22 protein-coding genes and 1 riboswitch are annotated in these 23,099 nt (G+C 39.7%); of the genes, 8 read left to right on the forward strand and 14 right to left on the reverse strand.

All coding sequences use genetic code 11. From position 1 onward, the window contains the following. Nucleotides 1-310: 310 nt before the first annotated feature. Nucleotides 311-772, reverse strand: coding sequence for an SRPBCC family protein (locus tag OSJ91_RS22680; protein WP_485890489.1), 462 nt, complete (start codon nucleotides 770-772; stop codon nucleotides 311-313). A 216-nt stretch (nucleotides 773-988) separates the two neighbouring features. Here OSJ91_RS22680 and OSJ91_RS22685 point away from each other — a divergent pair, with 216 nt between their 5' ends. Further along, entirely contained in the window at nucleotides 989-2,257 is a 1,269-nt protein-coding gene (locus OSJ91_RS22685) for an ATP-binding protein (RefSeq protein ID WP_485890490.1), read from the forward strand. 524 nt (nucleotides 2,258-2,781) lie between these two features. Here OSJ91_RS22685 and OSJ91_RS22690 read toward each other — a convergent pair. The 4 genes from OSJ91_RS22690 to helD form a co-directional block, all read right to left on the reverse strand. After that, complete coding sequence (locus OSJ91_RS22690; RefSeq protein ID WP_485890491.1) at nucleotides 2,782-5,952, reverse strand: ATP-binding cassette domain-containing protein; 3,171 nt, start codon at nucleotides 5,950-5,952, stop codon at nucleotides 2,782-2,784. A gap of 255 nt (nucleotides 5,953-6,207) precedes the next feature. After that, nucleotides 6,208-6,339 carry a small, acid-soluble spore protein L gene (gene sspL, locus OSJ91_RS22695; RefSeq protein ID WP_034304091.1) on the reverse strand — a complete coding sequence of 44 codons (132 nt, stop codon included), beginning with the start codon at nucleotides 6,337-6,339 and terminating at the stop codon, nucleotides 6,208-6,210. Between the two features lie 35 nt (nucleotides 6,340-6,374). Then, entirely contained in the window at nucleotides 6,375-6,590 is a 216-nt protein-coding gene (locus OSJ91_RS22700) for a hypothetical protein (protein WP_402939620.1), read from the reverse strand. A 123-nt stretch (nucleotides 6,591-6,713) separates the two neighbouring features. Continuing rightward, nucleotides 6,714-9,053, reverse strand: coding sequence for an RNA polymerase recycling motor HelD (gene helD / locus OSJ91_RS22705; RefSeq protein WP_485890492.1), 2,340 nt, complete (start codon nucleotides 9,051-9,053; stop codon nucleotides 6,714-6,716). Nucleotides 9,054-9,456: 403 nt separating this feature from the next. On the opposite strand from helD, the gene OSJ91_RS22710 reads away from it, so the two are divergent. Beyond that, nucleotides 9,457-9,717 (forward strand): zinc ribbon domain-containing protein, encoded by a 261-nt coding sequence (locus OSJ91_RS22710; RefSeq protein WP_485890493.1) that lies wholly within the window; start codon nucleotides 9,457-9,459, stop codon nucleotides 9,715-9,717. Nucleotides 9,718-10,013: 296 nt separating this feature from the next. On the opposite strand, the gene OSJ91_RS22715 is transcribed toward OSJ91_RS22710, so the two are convergent. Then, nucleotides 10,014-10,991 (reverse strand): 2-hydroxyacid dehydrogenase, encoded by a 978-nt coding sequence (locus OSJ91_RS22715; protein ID WP_485891935.1) that lies wholly within the window; start codon nucleotides 10,989-10,991, stop codon nucleotides 10,014-10,016. Nucleotides 10,992-11,086: 95 nt separating this feature from the next. Beyond that, complete coding sequence (locus OSJ91_RS22720; RefSeq protein WP_350300068.1) at nucleotides 11,087-12,400, reverse strand: Nramp family divalent metal transporter; 1,314 nt, start codon at nucleotides 12,398-12,400, stop codon at nucleotides 11,087-11,089. A 445-nt stretch (nucleotides 12,401-12,845) separates the two neighbouring features. Here OSJ91_RS22720 and OSJ91_RS22725 point away from each other — a divergent pair, with 445 nt between their 5' ends. Beyond that, on the forward strand, nucleotides 12,846-13,148 hold the full coding sequence (locus OSJ91_RS22725) for a hypothetical protein (protein ID WP_485890494.1): 303 nt from the start codon (nucleotides 12,846-12,848) through the stop codon (nucleotides 13,146-13,148). Nucleotides 13,149-13,423: 275 nt separating this feature from the next. Here the strand turns inward: OSJ91_RS22725 and OSJ91_RS22730 are convergent, their stop codons facing one another. The 5 genes from OSJ91_RS22730 to OSJ91_RS22750 all read right to left on the reverse strand — a co-directional run bounded on the left by OSJ91_RS22730 (nucleotide 13,424) and on the right by OSJ91_RS22750 (nucleotide 16,752). Continuing rightward, nucleotides 13,424-13,693, reverse strand: a complete 270-nt coding sequence (locus OSJ91_RS22730; protein WP_098370146.1) for an excalibur calcium-binding domain-containing protein — start codon at nucleotides 13,691-13,693, stop codon at nucleotides 13,424-13,426. 167 nt (nucleotides 13,694-13,860) lie between these two features. Continuing rightward, nucleotides 13,861-14,415, reverse strand: coding sequence for a competence protein ComK (locus OSJ91_RS22735; RefSeq protein WP_485890495.1), 555 nt, complete (start codon nucleotides 14,413-14,415; stop codon nucleotides 13,861-13,863). 745 nt (nucleotides 14,416-15,160) lie between these two features. Beyond that, complete coding sequence (locus tag OSJ91_RS22740) at nucleotides 15,161-15,478, reverse strand: protealysin inhibitor emfourin (protein WP_350300071.1); 318 nt, start codon at nucleotides 15,476-15,478, stop codon at nucleotides 15,161-15,163. 32 nt (nucleotides 15,479-15,510) lie between these two features. Beyond that, nucleotides 15,511-16,572 carry a M4 family metallopeptidase gene (locus tag OSJ91_RS22745; RefSeq protein WP_485890496.1) on the reverse strand — a complete coding sequence of 354 codons (1,062 nt, stop codon included), beginning with the start codon at nucleotides 16,570-16,572 and terminating at the stop codon, nucleotides 15,511-15,513. Nucleotides 16,573-16,620: 48 nt separating this feature from the next. Next, a complete protein-coding gene (locus tag OSJ91_RS22750; protein WP_350300073.1) occupies nucleotides 16,621-16,752 on the reverse strand; it encodes a hypothetical protein in 132 nt (43 codons plus the stop codon). 201 nt (nucleotides 16,753-16,953) lie between these two features. Here OSJ91_RS22750 and OSJ91_RS22755 point away from each other — a divergent pair, with 201 nt between their 5' ends. From OSJ91_RS22755 to OSJ91_RS22775, 5 genes are all read left to right on the forward strand, one after another. Continuing rightward, nucleotides 16,954-18,297, forward strand: coding sequence for a PepSY-associated TM helix domain-containing protein (locus OSJ91_RS22755; RefSeq protein ID WP_485890497.1), 1,344 nt, complete (start codon nucleotides 16,954-16,956; stop codon nucleotides 18,295-18,297). Nucleotides 18,298-18,324: 27 nt separating this feature from the next. Next, the gene (locus OSJ91_RS22760) at nucleotides 18,325-18,795 is read left to right on the forward strand and encodes a FixH family protein (protein ID WP_485890498.1); all 471 of its coding nucleotides are present in this window, start codon (nucleotides 18,325-18,327) and stop codon (nucleotides 18,793-18,795) included. Between the two features lie 192 nt (nucleotides 18,796-18,987). After that, nucleotides 18,988-19,455: a hypothetical protein gene (locus OSJ91_RS22765; protein ID WP_350300076.1), complete on the forward strand. Its 468-nt coding sequence runs from the start codon at nucleotides 18,988-18,990 to the stop codon at nucleotides 19,453-19,455. A gap of 387 nt (nucleotides 19,456-19,842) precedes the next feature. Continuing rightward, entirely contained in the window at nucleotides 19,843-20,004 is a 162-nt protein-coding gene (locus OSJ91_RS22770; RefSeq protein WP_350300077.1) for a hypothetical protein, read from the forward strand. Continuing rightward, the gene (locus OSJ91_RS22775) at nucleotides 20,001-20,168 is read left to right on the forward strand and encodes a hypothetical protein (RefSeq protein ID WP_170971670.1); all 168 of its coding nucleotides are present in this window, start codon (nucleotides 20,001-20,003) and stop codon (nucleotides 20,166-20,168) included. The genes OSJ91_RS22770 and OSJ91_RS22775 overlap by 4 nt, the downstream gene beginning before the upstream one ends. A gap of 94 nt (nucleotides 20,169-20,262) precedes the next feature. Here the strand turns inward: OSJ91_RS22775 and OSJ91_RS22780 are convergent, their stop codons facing one another. Continuing rightward, nucleotides 20,263-21,462 (reverse strand): phosphoglycerate dehydrogenase, encoded by a 1,200-nt coding sequence (locus tag OSJ91_RS22780; protein ID WP_413019557.1) that lies wholly within the window; start codon nucleotides 21,460-21,462, stop codon nucleotides 20,263-20,265. A 106-nt stretch (nucleotides 21,463-21,568) separates the two neighbouring features. Continuing rightward, nucleotides 21,569-21,647, reverse strand: a riboswitch (ZMP/ZTP riboswitch). 109 nt (nucleotides 21,648-21,756) lie between these two features. Beyond that, the gene (locus OSJ91_RS22785; protein ID WP_350300079.1) at nucleotides 21,757-23,097 is read right to left on the reverse strand and encodes a sugar porter family MFS transporter; all 1,341 of its coding nucleotides are present in this window, start codon (nucleotides 23,095-23,097) and stop codon (nucleotides 21,757-21,759) included. Nucleotides 23,098-23,099 lie beyond the last annotated feature (2 nt).

Here is a 23,099-nt window from a genome sequence, read left to right on the forward strand (position 1 = left end):
AGGGATAAAAAGCTGGTGAACCTTACTCCTCTCATGTGATCCCTTTTTCCCACAAATAAAAAAACCTTGCACCAGAGGTGCAAGGTTTGAAAATAATACACGACAAAAAAAGAATCCACCTTGAATAAAGATGGATCATTTTCTGTCTGTGTTGCTGTGTAGATTTAGTTTTCATGCAGAGTTGATTGGAGCGGGTGTGCGAGACTCCTGCGGGAAAAGCGAGTGCCTGCAGTGGAATGAAACGATCAAAGCATACCCTCCAAATATGAGCAAGTTGTATGCCCCCTATAATGCGGAAGATTGACTTAATTCATTCTGATCTACCCGTTTCTGCTTCAGCTACCTTTTTGACACGATCTAAAAATTCAACGACCACTTTATCGGTGGCAAATAATAATAATAATTTCAAAAACCACTTTAACGGGCGACTGGTGACTGTATATGTAAAGGAAGTTCTATTGTCATTGATTTTATTTAGTTCGTAAAAAGCTGTAATTTCAAACATTTTTGCAAGTATAAATCCTACTTTAAGCTTTTTCTCATTAGTCTCATTCAAATATTCCAATGTTTCTATATCATACTCTTCTGTTCGTTTTCCTTCTCTATATTTTTGGCGATATACGCTTCCAACCACTTCTTCCGTTATTTTAACCGGCTTTTGTTCAACTACTTGAGGCATGATTTTTTGCATATTTTCTACAGAACCATCAAGAAACTTCCATACCTGTTCAATTGGAGCGTTTATTTCTATTTCTCTTGTCCATTTTTCCAATGAAAATCACCTCTACCTATATTATATTTCCTTTATTATGTAAAACCAAATTTCTAACTGATAAATCGGTAAATAATTCAAGTTACATTAGATACACTTTAACCGACTCTTTTTGAATTTAAATGCCTTTCTGTAAATAAATTACTTATTAAGATTCTCTTTTTTGGTGTTATTCTTGTATAATAAACCAAACGGTTACTTTTTCAGGAGAATCCTATGAATTTTATTTATATCAATCAAAACATATTAGATAATCTCTTTTATATCTTAGTAAGTATTTTGATTTATTACATTTTATTAGATCATGGCAAAAGGTTAAGTCAGTATGGCAAGACCCTTATTACTGCATGCATGAGCATTCCTATTATTTTATGTATGAAGTTTCCTATTTATATCGATGAATATTGTGTCCACGATCTCAGGCAAATTCCTTTTATAATAGGGAACCTTTATGGTGGCTGGCCTGTAGGGGCTGCCCTGTTAGTCATCATATTAACTTTTAGGTTTGCTTTTTATGGTTTCAATTTACTTACGTTAATTGTATATATCGTAATATTTATTATAACGGCTCTATTTTCTTCCAAATTCAAAAATTTCAATCGAAAAAATAAGATTAATAGCTCGATACTATTAATTTTGTTTCTTGGAATCCTAACGAGCTTCATTTCACTCGTTATGTCTGATTATTTTCGAATAACGGAGGCGTATGTATTTTACTTTATCATCCTCCCTCCTTTCATTATTGCTTTAGCTGTATATATAATGGAAATTTTAAAAGATGCCATTTTAATCCGGACACAAATGATAAGGCTTGAAAAAATGGAGGTAGTCAGTCAGCTTGCAGCAAGCATTTCACATGAAGTTAGAAATCCTTTAACGGTTGTGAAAGGATTTGTTCAACTCCTAAAGACTCCTGATCTGACTCAGGAAGTAAAAGAACAATATATAGAGCATATTGTCAGGGAGCTTAATAGTGCAGAATCCATTATTAGTGAATACTTAGCATTTGCAAAACCTGCACTTGAGAAAGTGGATCCTATTTCAATTAACCGTGAAATAGGATATGTAATTGAAATGATCAAACCATTGGCTAGCATGAATTTAGTTACTATATCTAATCAGTTGACTCCAGGCATTACCCGGGGGAATATTCAGCATTTCAAGCAATGCTTCCTAAATCTCATTAAAAATGGTATAGAGGCAATGCCAAACGGCGGGGAACTTAATATTGTTTCCTATGTAAATAATTTCGACATCATTATCGAAATAAGTGACAATGGAGTAGGAATGAACAAAGAGCAAATAAATCGTTTTGGCGAGCCTTATTACAGTTCCAAAGAAAAAGGGACTGGGTTGGGATCAATGGTGGCTGTTAAGACCATCCAAACGATGAATGGTACACTTCATATAACAAGTCTTTTGAATAAGGGAACAACGATTTCAGTAACACTTCCCGTTTATCATGAAGATTATTCTGTAAAATAATAAAAAAGTCCGCCGTAAATGGCGGACTTCAGACTGTAGACAAACTCGAAGAAAAGCGAATTTGCCTGCAGTTTTATTTAATAGAAGTTCCAGTTGATTTCAGAAATCCGCTCCCTTTCCGCGGACTGTCTGCCAAGCCTCCTCGACGCAAGCGTCTGTGGGGTCTCGGCTAGCCAGTTATTCGGCAGAAGTGTCGCAAATTTCTTCAATCCAATAAGGATTACAGTAAAAAGCCTTAAAGACCGGAGCAGTTTATTCGACCCGCTGCACTGTCTTGGGCTGTTGACGCAGTTTATCGACCTAAACCACACAATATTCGGCCGTTCACGCACAGTATTCGACCTAAACCACATAGTATTCGACCGTTCACACACATTATTCGACCTACCCCGCATAGTATTCGACCGTTGAGGCACTATATTCGACGGCTCGCGAATTTTTTTCGAACTTCACCTCACTATTCGGACTCTTAACCCCTTATGTCCGCAAAATAAAAGTCCGCCATTATCGGCGGACTTTTTACTTTATTTTTTCTGGTCAAGGCATTGATAAACCGCCATCATGTCTCGTTTGTTCAATTCCCGAATCCGGGTGAAAATGGGGATATCGGCCACGGCCTCGGTACGTTCACTTTCAGCCACGACATCACTTACTTTCCCTGTCAGCCAGGTCTGGACGTCGATGCTTTCGACGATTTCTTTACGCCCTTCATCATCGATGCCACTGGCATGACAGCTCACACAAGGGATCGTTAATTTATACACACCGTCATGGATGTTATCTTCTGAAATGACTTTCTTGCCATTACAGAATGGGCATTTATGACTTGCTTTAATTTTATTGATTTGGGTAACGATTTTTTTGTAGCCGAATGCTTCATAGACATAGGTTAGTTTTTTGTATTTGCCATTGGTGAAATATTTATCAATAATAGTTTCTCTTGTTTCGTTAATATTGGCAAAGTCACAGATGGTGATCTGATTTTTGCTGCTGATTGCTTCGATATTGCCTTTAATGCTGTCCCAGAATGGCTGGGTATTTTGTAAAACCACTTCATAGCCGACGAAGCTTGCTAGTTCGAGCTCAAGCATTTTCAACGCCGCTTTTGTTTCACGTGGAAGGAATGACACATCATCAGTGAGTGCGATATCGCCGCCCACAATCGCTTTTAGTTTCTCCAGTTCCGGCAGCTTCCCTACGATTTTGATGACTTGATCAATTGGCTGTTGGATGATCTCGCGAATGTCCGTATCACCAAACATCAGCTTTTTATGATGTTTGAGAACCGTTCCTTGACAGACTGGACAGTCGATCATTTCTTTTGTTTCTTTCATCTGCTCTTTAATGATAGATTTCGATACAAAGATATAACGCCCAATGATGAAATTGAACCCTTCCCAAATTCGCGATGCCTTGCCTGCTTTATCGTAAAAGGACTTTTCCCAATACCCATATAAGAAGGTATGTTTTTCGGCATCTGTCATCTCATTATAGCTTTTACTAATGTCGTGACCGAGTTCATTCTTGATCTCATCAAACAGGAATTCCAGTTTTGAATGCTGATAATATTTTAATACTTCCATCACGTCCGGATGCAATAAACCATCCCAGAATGGCACGTTTTTGTCTTGTATGACTACATCGAAATCGAATTTTTCAATGACCCGGCGTCCCGAACAGCTTGGACAATGATTTTCTGCAGAATAGAAATCGAAGCTTCTTGTATCCTTATTGGTCGGATGTGCAGCCACTATATGGTTGATCATTCCGCACAATTCATAAAGAAACGTATATTGGCTGTACAAGTGCCGTTCAAGATCAATGGCGATCACAGGTGCAATCGTGTCTGACTCGTACTCCCCATAAATCACGCGAGCGATTGGTGATAAGCTTTTTAAAATGCCGCCCTTATAGACGTTCTCTGCGTTTTTGAAATAGTCCAGATGATTTTCCTGTAAATAATTGATTCCAGTTTTTGACCGGAGCGTCGAAGAGATATGCAATGGCTCCACTCGATCGTCACTGTCTTTGTGACTGTAATAATCATCATGACTGACAACGTCAAGATGCTGGACAGGTGTTAGCTGTCTTTTGCCAAAATCCACGATATAATCCGAGCTTTCCAGCATATAGGCATTATGTTCAATCATGATGATGGAGACGGATTCATCCTCCAGAATGACCCTGACACTGTCAATGAATTGGTTTAAAATATTTTGCGATAACCCTTTTGAAGGCTCGTCAAAAATGAACAGCGTGTGCGGGTTCCTTGTCTTCGCAAACAGCTCGGAAACTAAGTGGACACATTGAAATTCACCCGTCGATAGTGTTTGTGTTTTTCTTTCTAACGTCAAATAACCAAGCCCAAGTTTGATCAATAAGCTCAAACGTTTATGTGCGATGTCTTCAGATGGTAATTCTTCGATGATATCTTCGATTGAACGCTGAAAAATATCATCAATTTCATCACTGTATTTGGTTAGCTTCTTTTTAATATCAAGAAACGTCGCAACGGTTGACCGGCTGGTGATCGATTTATTTCGGTCCTGCCCGACCATGACCAGCTTATCCTTTGGATACCGCTTCTGAAAATCTTTGGAGATGCATTCATTGACTAGTGTAGATTTACCGCAGCCTGATTCCCCCGTAAAGGTAACGAGTCTATTCTTGGGAATGCGGATTTCTTCCATTTGAATATTACGGCAGTAAAGATCCTGAAATTGATAGTATTCAGTAGGCGCTGCTTCATTTCGCTTCCAGGCGATTGGTTTAGGGCGCGGTGATTCCTCAACGATTTTCCCGCCATATTTCCCGCTGCCGGGTCCAAAGAACAATTGGTCATTTGTGCTATCTAACACCGTGTCTGAGTGATCAATGAGCCAAATTTGATTTTTATAACCTAATTGCTTAATCTGTTCCAAAATTTTCAAAAGGGTTTGATGATCAAGACCGACGGAGATTTCATCGATGATGATCACGGTATTTTCACTTGTTGCCATGAATTCGGCCAAGTAAAGCCGGGTTAATTCCCCTCCTGACACTGTCCCCATAATACGGTTCAAGCCTAAATAACCAATATTCATATTGATTATATTTTGGAGAATATGCTGTTTAGCTTCACTAATATGTAATGTCTCTGCGAGTGAAAGGATCGTTTCGATGCTTAAGTTGTTGATATCGGATATAGTATGCGGGCGATCTAATAATTCAATGGTATATTGCTCGACTTCTTGATTGTAGCGCTTCCCCTCACACTTTGGACATTCGACATTTTTCGTCGTACCGCGTCCTTTACAAGTGGGGCACCAGCCTAAGGCATTATTAAATGAAAAAACTTCCGGAGAAAGATTGAATTTTTCTGCAAGACAAACACGAATCTCTTTAAACACACCAGTATGTGTGCCAATGGTCGAACGGGGATTAGCTGAAATGGATGATTTGCCGAGAAAAAGGACCAGAGGCATTTCCTCCATCTTGATGGCACTGAAGTTGGTTTCCATAATATTAGGGAATAAATACTGATATTCAGACTTCGGCAATAAGGAAACGAGACGCTTCTTGGATTCTTCGCCAATGGTTTGACAAAAAGTCGTCTTCCCGGAACCTGATAAACCAGCAATTCCTAATGATTGGTCGTCTGGCAGTGATGAATCTAAATGGCTTATATTATTCGCTATTAATCGATTTATTTTCATTTGTAACTCCTCTCATTTTTTTAAGCTCAGTCTTTCATATTAGCACAGCAGTATATGTATTTGGTATTTTTTTTAACGGTACCCCATCCTTCTATTCTTTCACATTACGCTGTTTCAAAAACGTATGATTCATCGACAAAAAACGAGGAGTAAGGATTGAATTTTTTTAAAGCCTTCTTATAGATTATAAAAGCCCCTCTCGACTAAGAGAAGGGCATTTCTTATAAAGTATGACCACATTTTTATCCAATACACTTATTTTGTATTAGACTTTTTTGCCTTGTTTTCAAGATCGCTTTTAGGCTCGGTGGAGAATTCCACATCTTTTCCATGTCCCTGCGGGTTAACACTTGGTGCGATGCGACCTCTTCCTGTCTTTTTACTCATTTCCTTCACCTCCAAGTATATGATGTTGGACGGATCTACTTTAAATTACGGGTGTAATTAAATGTGTCTTTGTTCTGAGGAACATCAGGATCTTTTTTCCCGGCAGGCTGTACTGCTCTTCCTGTATTTCCACTATAGCCTTCTTCCATTGGCCCTGGATAATGATAATGACCATCATTAACTGATTGAGTTGTTGATTCACCAGTCGCCTGGCTTCCTCCCGTTTCCACCTGTTCTTTCTCGTTATTCAATTCATCTCCTCCTTTTCTAAAGATTCCTTTATAGTATTTGATAAAAGAATAATAAAATTAAAGGAGAAAAAAGGAAGCACTAATAATTACTCCATTCAGATAAACCTGAAAAGTTCCCCTTTGTTATTCAAAGGTCAGAAGTAAGCTCTTCGTAGCATCGTTTTTCAAGAAAGGACTTGGTTCGCCAACCGTATAAATCTGCAAGTCATGCATCGCCCTGGTACATGCGGTGTAGAACAATCTACGCAGGCTCTCATCGCCATATGTTTGCACAGATGCATCATAAATGATGACTGCATCGAATTCGATGCCTTTAGCTAAATATGCCGGTATAACAACTACACCCTGTTCATATTCATTTGTGCCCTTCTGTACGAGTTTAATTTCACCGTGGACACTAAGGGCATCGTATGTGGCGGCACTTTCGGCAGCAGATTTACAGATTATTGCGATTGTATTATACTCACGACTTTGAAAGTATTTGACTTTAGACAGAATTTCACGGTGCAATTCATCTCGGCTGGACACATGAGTGAGTACAGGCTTCTCGCCTTCTCGATTGAATGCCTTAATTCGATGGCCTTCTGGAATTAGTTCACGTGTGAATTCTATAATCTGCTTTGTGGATCTGTAGCTTTGATCCAAGGTTATGCTCTCGGTTTCACTTACTCCGTATAAACTGGTAAGGGTCTGGAAATCCACCCGTTCGCTGGCATGTGCAAATATTGCTTGGTTAAAGTCACCGAGCACGGTCATCCTAGCAGAAGGAAACAATCGTTTCAAAAACTCGAATTGAAATGGAGAATAATCCTGTGCTTCGTCAACAAGAACATATTTTATAGAAGTATTCGACTGGAATCCTTGAATTAACTCCTTCAGCAGCAAAAATGGAGTCGCGTCTTCGTAATACAGTTTACCTTCATCCAGCATTTTTTGGGTTGATAAGCAAATTTCCCTTTCGGCAGGTGTTTCACCCTCATTCCACAGTTCGATCCGCATTTGTTCGTCAAAAAGTTGCTTGTATATTCCCTTAATATTGATAAAATGAAGTGCTTTTATCCGTTTGCGTAACGTCTTCAATTTCTTTCGAACAATCATACGCGCAAGCATTTTATTCTCTATCTCATAATCGTCAAAGGAATCTTCAGTATGACCGCGTTTTTTCTCTAAATAGGTGTATACCTTTTGGTAATCTTCTTTGCTAAGATACTCGATTTCCTCCTCGACCCACGGTTGTTTCAACTCAAACTTTTCCCTTTCATCAAGTAACTCACATAACCACTCTTTCAGCTTTTCAATCCTATTGTGAAATCTTAATGTGGTGTCTGTGTTATAAAATCTTTCTGAGATTTGTTTGGCGGAGACGAGCGTTTCCCCTCGGAACTTTACCCCTCTAAAGATCATTCCGGATTGCTCCAGTGATTGTCTGTAGGTCTTAATGATTTCAAAGAAGCGAATGGATGCCTTAAATTGGATACTCGCTGTCCTGGTGCTATAGGAAGGATCATCCGCTGCAGTCAGCAAATATTCCAATTGCTCATAAGGATCCTCAACTTGAAACGAGTCAGTCAGACGATGATCCAGGTATTCCTGGAATGTTACCTGCTGCATATTCTCTTCGCCAAGTTCGGGCAACACATTGGATACGTAGTTATTAAACATGGAGTTAGGAGAGAATAGAATGATTTGATCCGCTTTCAGCCTTTCTCGATTCTTGTAGAGCAAGTAAGCGATCCGTTGAAGGGCAGCTGATGTCTTCCCGCTGCCAGCGGCACCTTGAACAATGAGCAGACGTCCGCGATCGTTCCGGATGATCCTATTTTGCTCACGTTGAATGGTGGACACGATACTGTGCATATGCTTATCCGTTCCCTTGCCCAGTACCTGCTGCAGGATCTCATCCCCAATGGTGAGACTCGTATCGAACATTGATTCGATAACGCCTCCCTTGATGGTGTATTGCCACTTGTTCTCCAGCATCCCCCGAATTACGCCTCCGGGAGTGGAGTATTCTACAGGACCGGGAGGATGGTCATAATAAACACTCGAAATCGGGGCCCTCCAATCGTAGATAATGAAGTTTTCTCCTGTTGCATCAGTAAGAGTGGAAGTCCCAATATAAATTTGTTCCGTAAGGGGAGACCCCTCTTCAGTGATTTCAATCCGGCCGAAATAAGGCACTTCCTGCATGCGGCGCAGTGTCGACAGCCTCTTGAAGGCATATCTATGTGCGCCTTCGCTTTGTGACAAGTCTTGAGCCTGCTGCCTTAAGCCAATGATCGTCTCGAGGTAATCATCGAAAGTATCGATATTAACCTTGAGGTCATCCCAAAAGTGTTTACGGATATTAACAACTTCTTTTTTTCGCTTTGAAGTTTCACCTTCTATTTTGCTGATTTGTTTCGTGATTGTTTCTATCACCTCATCCAAACGTTCTTGCTCCTGCCGAATTTCATCGTTCATATCAGACACTCCTTTAAAAAATGAGAAATTAGGGGTTGACTAGAGGTGAGTTTTACCTTATACTTATAGTAAGGGGTAAACTGTTTTTATATATTATAAATTGTGTTTCTATACTAATTTATCACAATTGCAGAATTATATCAATGTATATTTCATAACAGTTGCCATAATGAATCGTCATTTTAAACTCTAATTTAACATTTAAAGTCAGTAACCAGTTGAGCAAGTAGCTTGACTGGTTATTTTTTTATGACTATTTTCATCTCGAAAGCCTAGTCCTGTTTTTGCTGCAACACTCACATTAACGGTTGATTCGTTGTAACGATGACACGTGATATTGTCTTGACTTAATATTGTTTGTTAGATAATGTTTAGAAAAAAACTTTTTGCAGGAGAATTTATAATGAAAAAATATAAAGCATGTCAAAGTTGTGGAATGCCGCTTTCTAAAGATGAATTAGGTGGAGGAACTGAAAAAGATGGTAGTAAAAGCACTAAATATTGTAGTCATTGTTATATAAATGGTGAATTCACTCAAAATATTACTACGATAGAAATGCAAAAATTTGTCCAAAATCATTTGATGGAAAATATGAAAATGCCTAAATTTATTGCTAAGTTTTTTACTAGAGGTATCCCAAAGTTAAAGCGATGGAATAAGTAAACTACAGAAAACGAAAAAACTGTCATTCAAATGTGATTGAAACGGAAGGCGCGAGACTCCTGCGGGAATAGTGCGTCAAAGGGAGACCCCGCAGGCAGCGCCGAGGAGGCTCCCGGACCACCCGCGGAAAGCGAGTGCCTGGAGTGGAAATCAATATTAACGAGATTATCTACAGCCGAAGCCCTCCATTATAGAGAGGGCTTGTTTGTTCTGCGGGATGAGTAAAATACTGAATAATCCGAAACTAAAAAGCTGGATAGCCCCAAATAAGGCTATCCAGCTTAATTTATAAAAGATCACTTTACCTTTACCCCGGCTTTGATCAAGGTAGGTGGAGTTTCTCCCTGTAATCCGGCGACAAGGTTGGTTGCGGCCAGCATCGCCATTTTCTTGCGGGTTTCATATGTTGCGGAACCGATATGAGGCAAAGTGACGACATTCTTCATGGAAAGCAGCGGGTTGTCTTCCTGGACGGGCTCCTGTACAAAGACATCCAGCCCTGCCGCGTGAATTTCACCGGTTTTTAGCGCATCGATCAGGGCTTCTTCATCCACTGTTTTCCCTCTTGAACAATTGATGAAGATGGCGGACTCTTTCATGAGCTTGAATTCTTTTTCCCCCATCATCTTTTCAGTTTGAGGAGTTAGCGGTGTCATCAAGCAGACAAAATCAGATTGCTTTAACAGATCTTCCAGAGAACAGTATGTAGCTCCATACTTTTGTTCTGCTTCTTCATTTCTGGATCTGTTGTGATATAAGATGTTCATATCGAACCCAAAACGGGCCCTTTTTGAAACGGCAGAGCCGATTCCGCCCATTCCGATAATGCCTAATACTTTATGATGGACGTCCAACCCAAACGATTTTTCTCCGATATTCGATGTCCATTGCCCTGACTTTACCATTTGATCCATCTCTGGCATTCTTCTTGCTATGGACAGCATCAAGCCCATAATCGTATCTGCGACTGTCTCATTCAATACCTCGGGAGTGTTCGTAGCCATGATTCCGCGATTGGTCAGCTCGGTTACATCCAAATTGTCGTATCCAACCGATGAATTACAGACGATTTTTAATTGCGGTGCTTGATCCAGTAAAGCTTTATCCACCTTTAATCCTGAACCTAATATACCTTGTGCGTTCTTCAGCTCCTGAAGAAATTCAGGATAGTTTTGTGAATCAAGACCCTCAAAATAAACGACATCACAAGTCTCTTGAATATAATCCAACACTTTTTGATCCACTTTCTTATAGACGATTACTTTTGGTTTCATCATTGATACCTCACTTCCAATAAAGTAGGACCCTATCGGGATCAAATGTCGACATAGCCTTTATGTTTTGCGCTCTACCTATAATCTACCATTATTTAAAAAAAGGTTGTAGCTAATTGAATTGCGGACCAAACCGCTAAAATGGAAGCTAAAGATAGAATAATATTTTCAAACCAATTGTTTTTATATTTTCCCATCAAGCTTTTTTTATTTGATAGCACCAGCATGCCAATTGCGATAATCGGAAAACCGATTATGTTTATTGCATTTACGCCAATTGTCAATGCGATGAAACCAGGCATGCCGGGAATGGACCAAATGATTGGCGTGACCAATACAAAAATCATAACCCATTTATACATTGGATCTTTTTCATATTTACCATTGTACTTTTCGCGACGATCCTTATTTATTACGTAAAAGGCATCTACTATCAATCTAGGAAAACCAGTTGACTTGCCTACTACACTCGCAAACAATACGCCAAATACACCAAGATAGAAAATGTACCAGCCAAATTGTCCTAACGACATTTGTAATGCCATTGCCAAGTCATCAATCGTTTCGACATGAATTCCATTCGGTTTTAAAATTTCTGCGCCAACCACCCAAATGGCTAAGTTGATTACAATGCAAACTCCGATGGCAAACAGTAAATCATTTCTTTGAACCTTTAGATGACTCGGTTTCGTCCAGCCCTTTTCCTTCATGAAATATGGATGAACAAAGTTCGAAATCGATCCTGCAACTGCACCGATAATTGAAATCGCCACCAATAATGCTCCATGAACGCCAGTATCACTTGGAATGCTAAAACCAACTGTTCCTTTAATGATTTGCCCCACATCCGGTGTAGCTTGAATGGCCAGGAACAAGAAGGCAATCGTCAATAATGCCAAAAGCACCTTCATTACACTTTCAATTCTATTATAAATATTCCTGCCAATAAGCATAAAAACTAATCCTACAACTACCATTGAAGCTAAGAATGGCTGATTGACTTGGAATAGGGTCGATAATACCTCTCCCGCTCCCTTAATCATATAGGCATTAAACAGATGGCCCATGATTAATGCATAACCAAACATGAAGTAACCGAAAAATGGGTGGATACGTCCATAGCCTTCAAGTATGGTTAACCCCTCTGTGTTACAAAGCTGGAACCGGGCGATAACATTAACGATAAGAAAACGAAGGATTAATGACAGCGCTAAAATCCACATTAAACTATATCCATAATCCGCCCCGGCAACAGAAGACGTCACCAGATCACCGGCTCCAAGCCACGTTAACACGGCAAGGATTCCCGGACCATAGGATGTTTTAAATTTCGTGAAGAAATTTGTTTTCTTACTTACGACCTCCGGAGCAATCACAGTGGATTCAGCAAGATTTGATTGATTTTTCAAGTTATTCACTCCATTCCAAAGAGTATGTATTCGCTTTCATTTTTTCTAAAGCAATAATACTTTGATAACTCTAGACATTCAGATATTGAAATTATGACAGAACTTTACGTCATTTCCGGAATTGACATAAAGTTAACGCGCATTATGTTGTCATGCTTCATGTTGAAGTGAATTAGCTCTTAAGAAAGTTCTCCTTCCATTTGATTGAATCTTTCGACTATTTACATTGAAATTGTAAGACAAATTAAAATGTAAGTCAATCATAATATTTAGAAGTTTTTTCAAAAGCATAAAAAAACCTTTTGACCCTTCGTACTTGTTGACCATTCAAGAGAATAGGCGTTATTGCGGATTAGAAAAGATAGGATTGTTTAATAAGGGATAAGTACAGCGTGCGAATAGATTAATGCCATTAGCGGATAATATAAGCGAAGGAGTGAAATATATGCCACAAGATAATAACAATGATCCAAATAATAATGCCGGGAACCTTAATACACGTAGAGACCTTACTAATATTGATGACAACAATACAATTGACAGACCTGTGATGATTAATGATAGTTTGAACCCCGGATTTCAAAGAGAAGAACGTCCTATGCCTAATGGTAATATCCCAACAACAGAGGGTGTTGCAAATGTTAAAGAACGTTTTCCTTCGGACCATGAAAGACTTATGAGCAGAATCAATCTTGGGGACGCACTTATAAATCGGGAAAATACACATTTTGGGCGGTTTGAAAGATAACCCACGAGAAAAAAGCTAAAGACCTGTATCGGCTTTAGCTTCCGTTTTTAGTTTGTACAAAAATGAACTTTCCTCTCCAGGCACTCGCTTTCCGCGGGCGGTCCGGGAGCCTCCTCGGCTCTCTTAGCACCTGTGGGGTCTTCCCTTGGACACGCTTTTCCCGCAGGAGTCTCGTACCTTCCGTTCCATTCAACTTTGTTTAAAAATTCAGATGGTACCCCTTTTGTCTACAAACTAAAGAGACCTTCTTTTAAAAGGGTCTCTCAGAATAATCCTTATTTTTCGCAAGCGATCAAGTCTTTGTCACGATCGCTTTTTTTATTGGCATCATATAGCGCCTTTGAAACGTGAGGCTTGTATTTCGTTTTTCCTCCTTTATTTTTAACGGAAGATGTACGAGCTACGCCTCCTTTGTAGTCTTTATTCAATGCTGTACAGTTTTTATACGTCTTCACCTTTGTTTTGGCACCGGCAACATCATTCGCGCCAAACGAGAGACCCAATACTAGTCCAAAAGATAGTAAAATAGCAAATAATCTTTTCAAAATATGTACTCCCTTTCCTAAATATTAACTATTTACTAATCATAATGTATCAGTTCATTTTTTACAATAACTATATTTATATAGTTAGAGTTTACTATAATAAAACCCGCTCTCACTTTATCTAATCCTAAGAAAAAGACCGCCATTTCGGCGGTCTTCCTCTCAACTTATTCCTTACCTTTCACCCTGTAATGGATCTCCCCGGGTTCTTTGCAAAAGGTGATTCCGCTTCCCGGTTCGTAATAAAAGGTCTTTTTGCCCATTGAGCGTTCATGGAAGGTCGTATGCAGATAGGATGCTTGGTCCCTTTTGAAGGCGAGCTGATTTTTGCATAATGATACAGGAAGGCAATGTCCATAGCTTGTGTGGACCAGCGTTTCTTTTTCGTTCATTTCCTCTAAGTCACGAATGTGGATGTAGGAAAACCAGACTCCTCTTCTTTTCCGGAATGAGCGGGAGGAGAACCAGACCATTCCCTGCTGGGCGTTTATGCAGACTGGCAGCCTGTATTTTCCGCCAAGCACGGATTTGGCTGCTGCAAGTCCGCCATCCAGATCCAACCCAAAGTAGTTTAACGTGTTATTCAGGATTTCCTGGCGCGGTTGGGCAACATGGAATGTGCTTTCTCCCTCCACTACCGTGGACATCTCCACACCATTGGAATCATAACACTCCAACAATCCCACCGTTTCCTTATTCAATAAATAGTTTTTTCGTATCATCCTTCCATTCACTCCCCATTTCCCTATTCATTTTTTTTGGAGTATACTGGATATAGAGGCAGGTATACTCCTGCTCCCAAGCCCTTAGGTGATGTCTTCCAGGACGTACTCACCTAGGGGTTTTTATTTCCGTCTATCGTCACTTTCATTTCTTGATATGTCATTCACCTCCATGCGACTATTATCCTATTTTATGATTTTTTTGTAAAATCCATCTAATTTTCCCTCTTTCAAAATTCATTCCCTTTTTTGACTGCATCTCCTGTTTGATTGGCTGACTCTTTACAAAATCCCATCAAAGGTCTATACTTTCGAATTTCCTTTTAAAATCTGCTGTTCTAAATTGCTATATTCTTGTTAATATATGTCCAATTAGAGAACAAACAGTCAAAATTCATATAAAAGTGAAATAAAATGACATTTTTGTGAAATTTCAAGACAACAAAAAAAGTCTATTGTGATGATAGACTTCAGACTGTAGACAAACTCAATGTAGAACAAGTTAGTCTCAATTTTTATTTAGGTTTATAAAACCTGGAACGTCGATTTCCACTCCAGGCACTCGCTTTCCGCGGGCGGTCCGGGAGCCTCCTCGGCGCTTTTGCGCCTGTGGGGTCTCCCCTTGACGCGCTTTTCCCGCAGGAGTCTCGCACCTTCCGTTCCAATCAACTCTGTTTTAAAATTTAGATAAAAACCCTTTTGTCTACAAACTCAAGTCTATCGTGATGATAGACTTTTTTCTTGGTTATTCTGCCATTTTTATTTCAATTGCTAAATTCCGTAAATAATCCAATAAGGGTCTTACTTCCTCTGGAGCTGTTATGTCAGTAAATGAGTAAGACTGCTTCTTCTTTTCATCGGCTATATCCAGCTGGTATGAAAACGCGTCGAACCCTTGCGCTTTAGCTCCAGCCATTTTACTTTGGCTAGCATTAGGTAAGTCAGCTGTCTTCATTAAGTTCTGCAATTCCTCATTTTTCTCTTTCGGCAATTTCTCTGTATCTATCTGAAAATTCAAGTCGAGGTTGGCAAATCCCCCTATGCAGCTAAATTTGATATGCATGGTAGATGGAGCCTCCTATTCATGGAATATGACTACTCAGGCAGTCCAACCGCTTTAAAAGCATTTTCAATTGTCTTGATCGCCGTTTTCGTAACATCGCCGCTATCAACAAGTTTTTGCGCTGCCTTGATGACAATTTGCACAAATTGATTGAAATTCGCCGTCGCAAATAAATTCTGCATCGCATGAAACCAGATCAATGCCGCTTTGTCCGTTCCAATCTCCATCGATACTAGATAAAAGGCTTTGTTTGGTATGCCGCTATTGATATGGACACCATGATTATCGCGTTCTCCCTTATAGAAGTTCTTCATATGATCAGGCTGAATATCTTTACCCATTAACTTATTGTCAAATGCCGTACCTGGTGCTTTCATCGAACGGAGTGCCTGCCCTTTCAGTGTCGGTCCCATTATATCAGCACCGATTAGCCAATCGGCATCTCCTGCTGTTTGCTTTAAGTGAAATTGTTTTATGGCAACTCCAAACACATCTGAAAGATGTTCGTTCAATGCCCCGGACTGACCTTCATACTCCAATCCACTTGTGAACTGCGTAACCCCATGTGTCAATTCATGTCCAATTACATCGAGTGAATTGGCAAAATTGCTAAAGATGACCCCATCGCCGTCACCAAATACCATTTCATCTCCGTCCCAATAAGCATTCGTGAATTTATTGCCATAATGAACGTTCAGAATGAGATCAAGACCTTGGTTATCAATTGAATTACGGTGCAAAACATCCTTGAAATAATCACGCACAACTCCGCTATAATCATATGCAGCATTAACAATAGGATCTGCACTTGATCGGTCTCCTTCTTTCCTAGCCTTATTCTCCCGGAGTTTCGTTCCTCCCTTGCAATCGTAAACATGGCGGGCAGACTCACCTTGACGTCCAGATCCTGCATCCGTTAGTGCGACAACACCGTCAATATCGTATTCTTTCAATATTCTGCGCCTGCGCATTTGACGGCTTTTCGCTAAACTGATCCGTGCTTCTTCCACTTCATTTTGTGCCAAATTCTCAAGAATATAGTTAGGTACGATGAAACACTGACACTTCAATTTGGAACAACCTTTTTTATGCATATGCGTCACTCCTCCATGTTTTTTTACGATCTATTATCATTTGGTTTTTCAAACCGCTTCTCTTAACACGTTCTTCATGCTCATTAGCTGTTTATCTGATCCGTTCACATTTGCTGCTCTTCCTATCTTCAACACATTTCTATAGACTACTTTCGCCGCAACTACCTCATTTCCCTCCATTCCTTCCTGCTCCACTTCTTGCTAACCCTTTCTCAGGAAGTTCACTCCTTAGTTACAGTTGTTCTTCTTAGTCAATATGACTTAATTACTCTTTAACAAATACAAACTTCCTTTTTTTAAATAAATTTCATATTTTTCTCACAATTTTCTTTTATCATCTATATAGTGAATTTAATAGTACGACTCGGAGGTTCTGTATAAATGGAAACTAAACAACCAAACACCTCTCTGTATAGAACAGTATGGAGATGGCATTTTTACGCTGGAATTATTTTTGCACCCTTACTTATTATTCTGGCAGTTACTGGCTCAATCTATTTATTTACGCCGCAGATTGAACACTTGCTTTACCAAGACTACCAAGAGGTTACACCGCAAGGAGATAAATTACCGGCATCCCAGCAGATTGAGAGTGTGAAGGAACTATACCCTGATGCAGTGGTGACAAAGTATCATCCCGGAGAAAGTGCCTCTCGTTCGAGCGAAGTAAGCATCACTTCTAATAATGAGTCTCTTACGATTTTCATGGACCCGTATACAGGTAAATCTATTGGAGAGTTAAATGATGAAGACAGAATCATGGATAAAATAGAGGAAATTCATGGTGAACTGATGGCTGGCACCTTAGGAGATAGAATTGTAGAGTTAGCTGCGTGTTGGGCAGTTGTGTTAATTGTCTCTGGTTTTTATTTATGGTATCCAAAAAAGAAGCAAAGCCTTTCAGGTGTTCTTTTTCCAAGACTAAATAAAGGAAAGAATACTTTTAGAAGAGATTTACATGCAGTACCTGCCTTTTGGATAACTGCGGGCATGTTATTTTTAATCATGACAGGATTGCCTTGGTCAGGTTTTTGGGGAAGTAATTTTCAATCGTTAACTACCAATTCTGGATCTGGGTACCCTCCTTCCATATGGACAGGAAATGCTCCAACATCCTCAATCAAGACAAAAGACATTGCAGATGTTCCTTGGGCAGCAGAAAATTTAGATGTACCTCTCTCAGATATTCAAGGTTTTATCCCACTGTCCATAGATGATGTAGTTACGATAGCGAATCGTGAGGGGATGCACCCAAGTTATAGCATAAATATTCCACAAGAAAAAGATGGCGTATATACATTGTCAGCTTTTCCACCAAGAGCACAAGAAGAAGCGACCATACATATTGACCAATATTCCGGTGCAGTTCTAGCTGATTATCGTTATGATCATTACGGTTTAATAGGAAAAATAGTTGCTTGGGGAATTACCTTGCATAAAGGGACTCAATTTGGTTTGATTAACCAAATATTCAGCCTTTTTATTTGTTTAGGAATCATGCTCGTTGCATTTAGTGGTTTTTATTTATGGTGGAAGCGAAAGCCGAAAAAAGGATTAGGTGCACCAAAAGCTCCTCCTATAAAGAACATGAAATCCTTTTTATTTCTGTTAATAGGTCTAGGAATTTTGTTTCCTTTGGTTGGTTTGTCCCTTATTGTTGTTTGGCTAATTGACTGGTTAATCATTAACAGAATATCTGCAGTCAAAAAGTTTTTGAATGCATAATTCGAAATGTAAAGGGTGGCTTTTGCAGTGAAAAAAACTATATGTATTTCATTAATCTTTATTTTCAGCACATTCCTAAGTGCTTGTTCACTTGAAAAGGATGTCACTGATCTATACAAAAAAGAAACACCGCTTGAAGCTGAAATAATTATACCAGCATCCTTTTCAGCTAAAACACAGGAGACCATAAAGGCTGTTCTTACTCAAGGTGGTAAAATGGTTGAAAACGCAGATTTTGTTCATTTTGAGATATGGAAACAAGATGGCTCGCTCAAATATAGTATGGAACAGGCTGAGGAAGAGGGAAACGGTACTTATTCTCTAAGTAAAAACTTTGATAGTGATGGCCTATACTATATAAGAATACATGCTAGTAACGGTGGTTCAATCATTATGCCTCAAAAACAGTTTATCGTAGGAAAACTGTCTGAAAGTGAATTGAAGTTCTTGCAAAAAGGAATCCAAAAACAAGAAGAAAGTCATGAACATCATCATTAAAATATTTATTTAAAGTCCGGTTTTCAATTGAAGACCGGATAATTTTATGGATATTTTTATGAATCTGAGAGAATGCATTTACAGTACTTCACCTTTGTTTATTAAATTATTCCGCTCGTGCTGCATATACTGGATTGTTCCTTTAAACAAGGAAGCATCCTCAGTACATGATCTTTAAGGGAGGGCATAGCATTGGTAACTTCACAGGGAACTGCTTCAGTTAGCTTTCCATACCCATCTGTATGGGGTATCCACTCATCAATAGCTGGCAGGACGATTATTTGGGGCACACTTACCATTAATTCCATTATAGATAATAGGGTGGTTGGTACGGTTAATTTTCGTGGCAGACCCATTCCGATTAATGGATTTTGGAATGAAAGCACCAAACAAATCGCATTTGATTCACCTTATGCCACTTTCTCTGGCAACTTGACCATAATTGATGATCAACAGAGTAGAATTCGACATTTCATTCTTCAAGGACGTTTTCTTATGAAGCCTCCCTCTCTGCAAGCAGGTGAGTCTGGATCATGGATTGCCACTACTGATATAGCTCAAAATCAATTTCCAGTTAGCGGTAATGCGTATACCGGGCAATTGCCTCCTGTTGGAGCTTTTTTAACATCGAATATCCTTCATCAGCATCAGAATTTTTGAGGAAGAACAATATAGGGTAATCCTTTTTTGTAGAAAGGGTGTTTAAGAAAGATAGGGAATCGTCTCTGGATTAGGGGCGATTCTTTTACTTAGATGCGCTGAAGTGAACGGAAGCAAGGAGGCACACCAGCGACTCCATTGATTCAGGTTCGCAGCAAGTTGCTCCCTGGCGTTCAGCTAATCGCAATGCTTCCCCTGTTGGGTACCGTTTTGCCTATCTCACTAAGTAGATATGTATATGAGATAGTTATTTTGGTAGATAAATTATGAATCCGTTAACTTAAAATGAGTACAGATGGAATATAGATTGACAGCATTTTCTCTGTACTTCATACTATTGTATTAATAGAAGTGACAGAATATTTAGATAGTTAGGAGGATGAAACTATGAAACCAGCAATAATGACAATGGATTTACAATTATTAGCAGATGTTCTTAGGGAAAATAATTGTACAAGTTTAATAAATGCAATAGCAGAAAAGGATTTTCAAGTGGCTCAAATGCTTGATGTATTAATATTTGAGGATAAATGGGAGGATGGCATATGACTAAGCTCAGAATCCTTTTAACCATTCCTATTTTGCTATATGGAATTTACGTATTTGTTGCCATTCAAAACGATAAGGATATTCCACTTTATTTGCACCTTCTATTCGCACTCTACTTGATGTTGTTTGTACATTATGAAGAAAAAACGGAGGTGAAACCCTGACAGATTTTTAGTTTAATAAACAAAGCCTAAAAAAGCCTCAATTCCCTTAAGGAATTGAGGCTTTCACTATTAATCATCTTTCTTCCGGTTCCAATTAGATAATACGAGTTGTAACGATGCCTTCGATTTGTTTGATTTTTTCTTCCAATCCAGGAATGATATCGCCGTTTACTTCACCGTCAATGTCGATGATCGTATAGGCATATCCCCCACGGCTTCTGTTAACCATGTCAGCGATATTCAGATTAAAGCTTGATACAGCCAGCGTGATTTGCCCAACCATGTTCGGAACGTTTTCGTGGAAAGTTGCCACACGACGGTTTCCTGTATAAGGAAGGGAAGTGTTCGGGAAATTCACAGAGTTCTTGATGTTCCCTGTTTCTAAAAAGCTCTTCAACTGACGAGCTGCCATGATCGCACAGTTTTCCTCTGACTCTAGCGTAGAGGCACCTAGATGCGGAATTGGAACGACATTTTTCATTTTCAACACGTTTTCATTCGGGAAGTCAGTAATGAACTTGCCTACTTTTCCGCTTTCAAGTGCAGCTTGCATATCATTTTCATTCACTAGCTCGCCGCGTGAGAAATTCAAGATATGTACGCCCGGCTTCATGATGCTGAATGTTTCTTGGTTGAACATTCCTCTTGTGTCGTCAGTTAATGGAACGTGTACTGTAATATAATCAGATTCTGCAAACAATTCTTCAATCGTCATGGCGCGCTGTACATTGCGTGACAAATTCCAAGCTGTATCAACAGAGATGAACGGGTCAAAACCAATGACATCCATATCCAAATCAAGCGCATCATTCGCTACAAGTGCACCGATCGCTCCTAAACCGATTACGCCAAGAGTTTTTCCCTTGATTTCTTTACCAACGAATTGTTTCTTTCCTGCTTCAACAAGCTTTGGAATTTGTTCTCCTTCGCCTTCCAGTGTCTTTGTCCAAGCCACACCTGCAAAAAGGTTACGAGATGAAGCCATTAATGTCGTCAGCACCATTTCTTTTACAGCGTTTGCGTTAGCACCAGGTGTATTGAAAACGACAATTCCTTGCTCGGTACATTTGTCGACCGGAATATTATTGACTCCAGCCCCTGCCCTTGCAATTGCCTTTAGCTGATCGCCGAATTCCATAGTATGCATGTTAAAGCTGCGAAGAACGATTGCATCAGGGTTTTCACTGTCATTATCAACCGTAAAATCCCCTTTGTTGAATACATTCAGTCCGCTTTCGGCAATATTATTTAACGCCTTGATCGTTTTCACTTTTTCTAAAAGAATTGTGCTCATTTTGTTTGCTCCTCTTTTGAATATGATAGTTTTGAAATTTCAAAATACTGACTTTAAACCTTCACTATCTGTTAATATACAGAAAGAGGCAAGGGATAAAATCCCTTACCTCTGCCCAGGCGAACGGCTACGACACTATGTGTTCCCTCACGGTTATCCGTGTTTCGCCAGTTGCACATAGTCTTTTTCATTTATTTCATTCTATCAAACTATTCTGCAATCTTCAATATCAAATTATATGTTTATCCCTTTTTTTGCAGAAGTCACAACTCACCACGACTGCGCATGCCGGACTCAAGCAGGTTTAATCGCCTTTGCCAAATCTTGTTCACGCCAGTATTCTTCAATTTCCTCCAATGATTTCCCTTTTGTTTCAGGAGTTTTATAGTGTATGAATACGCAAGCTACCACTGATAAGACCGCATAGATGAGAAAGACGTTATTGCCAATGACACTTAACAGTGGAGGGAACGTGTATGAAAAAAGGAAGTTCAATGTGTATTGTAAAAAGGTGATGACTCCCATTCCAATCGCTCTTGCCTGCAATGGCAGCACTTCCGGTATGAATAGCCAGAAGACAGGGCCAAGGCCGATTCCGAATGCGAAGACATATAAGAACACACAAACCATACTGAAGATTGTATAATCCGAAAATAGTGCCAATCCAATCAGTGGCAGGACCTGACCGCCAATACTGTAGATTAGCAGCGTTTTTCTGCCTAGTTTATCAACGATGAATAACGAGATGGCAGTGGAAACGACCAAGGCCGTCCCGATTCCGAAGTTTGCTATATTGGAACCGCTCCATCCGTTGATTTCAACCCCGTCGAAAATGATCGGGGCAAAGTATACAACGGCATTGATTCCCGTGAAGACTTGGAAGAATGTTAAGATGAAATTCATATTCAATATTTTTTTATATTGGTGTACTAAATGTTTGAATCCTACGCTTTGCTGTTTAAGGGAATGATTGATATCACTTATTTCAGCTTCCACTTCTTGCTTCGTTCCCCTTAGTTTCATCAAGACCTTCCTTGCACGGTCTTCCTTTCCTGCAGCCATGAGCCACCGTGGGCTTTCCGGTGAGATAAGCATTCCAAATGTGAAGATTGCTGCTGGAATGATCCCGATTCCGAGCATGATTCTCCAAGATCCGCTAGCGGAGAAGGAAGCCCCCACTATGTAAGCACTCAAAATCCCGACGTTTACACTTAGTTGATATAAAGCGCCGATCAATCCCCTGATTTTAGGAGGAGCCAATTCCACCAAATAAATAAGTGAACACATATTGGCTATTCCGCAGCCGATTCCCAGGATGAACCGTGATGCAATTAAAACGCTTACATTTGTAGCGAAGGCACAACCAATCGACCCGACGATGAATGTGATGCCCGCTCCAATCAGGAGTGATTTCCTTCCAAGCACCTTAGATAGTGAAGTGGAAAGGACTATAGCAGGCAATGCCCCTAATAGCAGGAAACTTACTATCAATCCTTGACCTGACGGGCTTAGTCCAAACTCTTCGGTGATGAATGGAATCGCTGGAGAAATGGCACCGGAATCGAAACCATATAATAGTCCGGCCAACCCGCCAAAAATCGCATAAACATACATAATATTCGGAATCTTTTGCAAAT

This window comes from Bacillus sp. T-10(2022) (genome assembly GCF_056502895.1).

What these genes read in the sequence shown, in the direction of transcription:
- OSJ91_RS22740 (WP_350300071.1), bottom strand. Translation starts at nt 15,478, where the DNA reads ATGCATATCAAATTTAGCTGCATAGGGGGATTTGCCAACCTCGACTTG.
- OSJ91_RS22755 (WP_485890497.1), top strand. Translation starts at nt 16,954, where the DNA reads ATGGAAACTAAACAACCAAACACCTCTCTGTATAGAACAGTATGGAGA.
- helD (WP_485890492.1), bottom strand. Translation starts at nt 9,053, where the DNA reads ATGAACGATGAAATTCGGCAGGAGCAAGAACGTTTGGATGAGGTGATA.
- OSJ91_RS22770 (WP_350300077.1), top strand. Translation starts at nt 19,843, where the DNA reads ATGAAACCAGCAATAATGACAATGGATTTACAATTATTAGCAGATGTT.
- OSJ91_RS22715 (WP_485891935.1), bottom strand. Translation starts at nt 10,991, where the DNA reads ATGAAACCAAAAGTAATCGTCTATAAGAAAGTGGATCAAAAAGTGTTG.
- OSJ91_RS22775 (WP_170971670.1), top strand. Translation starts at nt 20,001, where the DNA reads ATGACTAAGCTCAGAATCCTTTTAACCATTCCTATTTTGCTATATGGA.
- OSJ91_RS22690 (WP_485890491.1), bottom strand. Translation starts at nt 5,952, where the DNA reads ATGAAAATAAATCGATTAATAGCGAATAATATAAGCCATTTAGATTCA.
- OSJ91_RS22710 (WP_485890493.1), top strand. Translation starts at nt 9,457, where the DNA reads ATGAAAAAATATAAAGCATGTCAAAGTTGTGGAATGCCGCTTTCTAAA.
- sspL (WP_034304091.1), bottom strand. Translation starts at nt 6,339, where the DNA reads ATGAGTAAAAAGACAGGAAGAGGTCGCATCGCACCAAGTGTTAACCCG.
- OSJ91_RS22750 (WP_350300073.1), bottom strand. Translation starts at nt 16,752, where the DNA reads ATGGAGGGAAATGAGGTAGTTGCGGCGAAAGTAGTCTATAGAAATGTG.
- OSJ91_RS22725 (WP_485890494.1), top strand. Translation starts at nt 12,846, where the DNA reads ATGCCACAAGATAATAACAATGATCCAAATAATAATGCCGGGAACCTT.
- OSJ91_RS22685 (WP_485890490.1), top strand. Translation starts at nt 989, where the DNA reads ATGAATTTTATTTATATCAATCAAAACATATTAGATAATCTCTTTTAT.
- OSJ91_RS22780 (WP_413019557.1), bottom strand. Translation starts at nt 21,462, where the DNA reads ATGAGCACAATTCTTTTAGAAAAAGTGAAAACGATCAAGGCGTTAAAT.
- OSJ91_RS22735 (WP_485890495.1), bottom strand. Translation starts at nt 14,415, where the DNA reads ATGATACGAAAAAACTATTTATTGAATAAGGAAACGGTGGGATTGTTG.
- OSJ91_RS22745 (WP_485890496.1), bottom strand. Translation starts at nt 16,572, where the DNA reads ATGCATAAAAAAGGTTGTTCCAAATTGAAGTGTCAGTGTTTCATCGTA.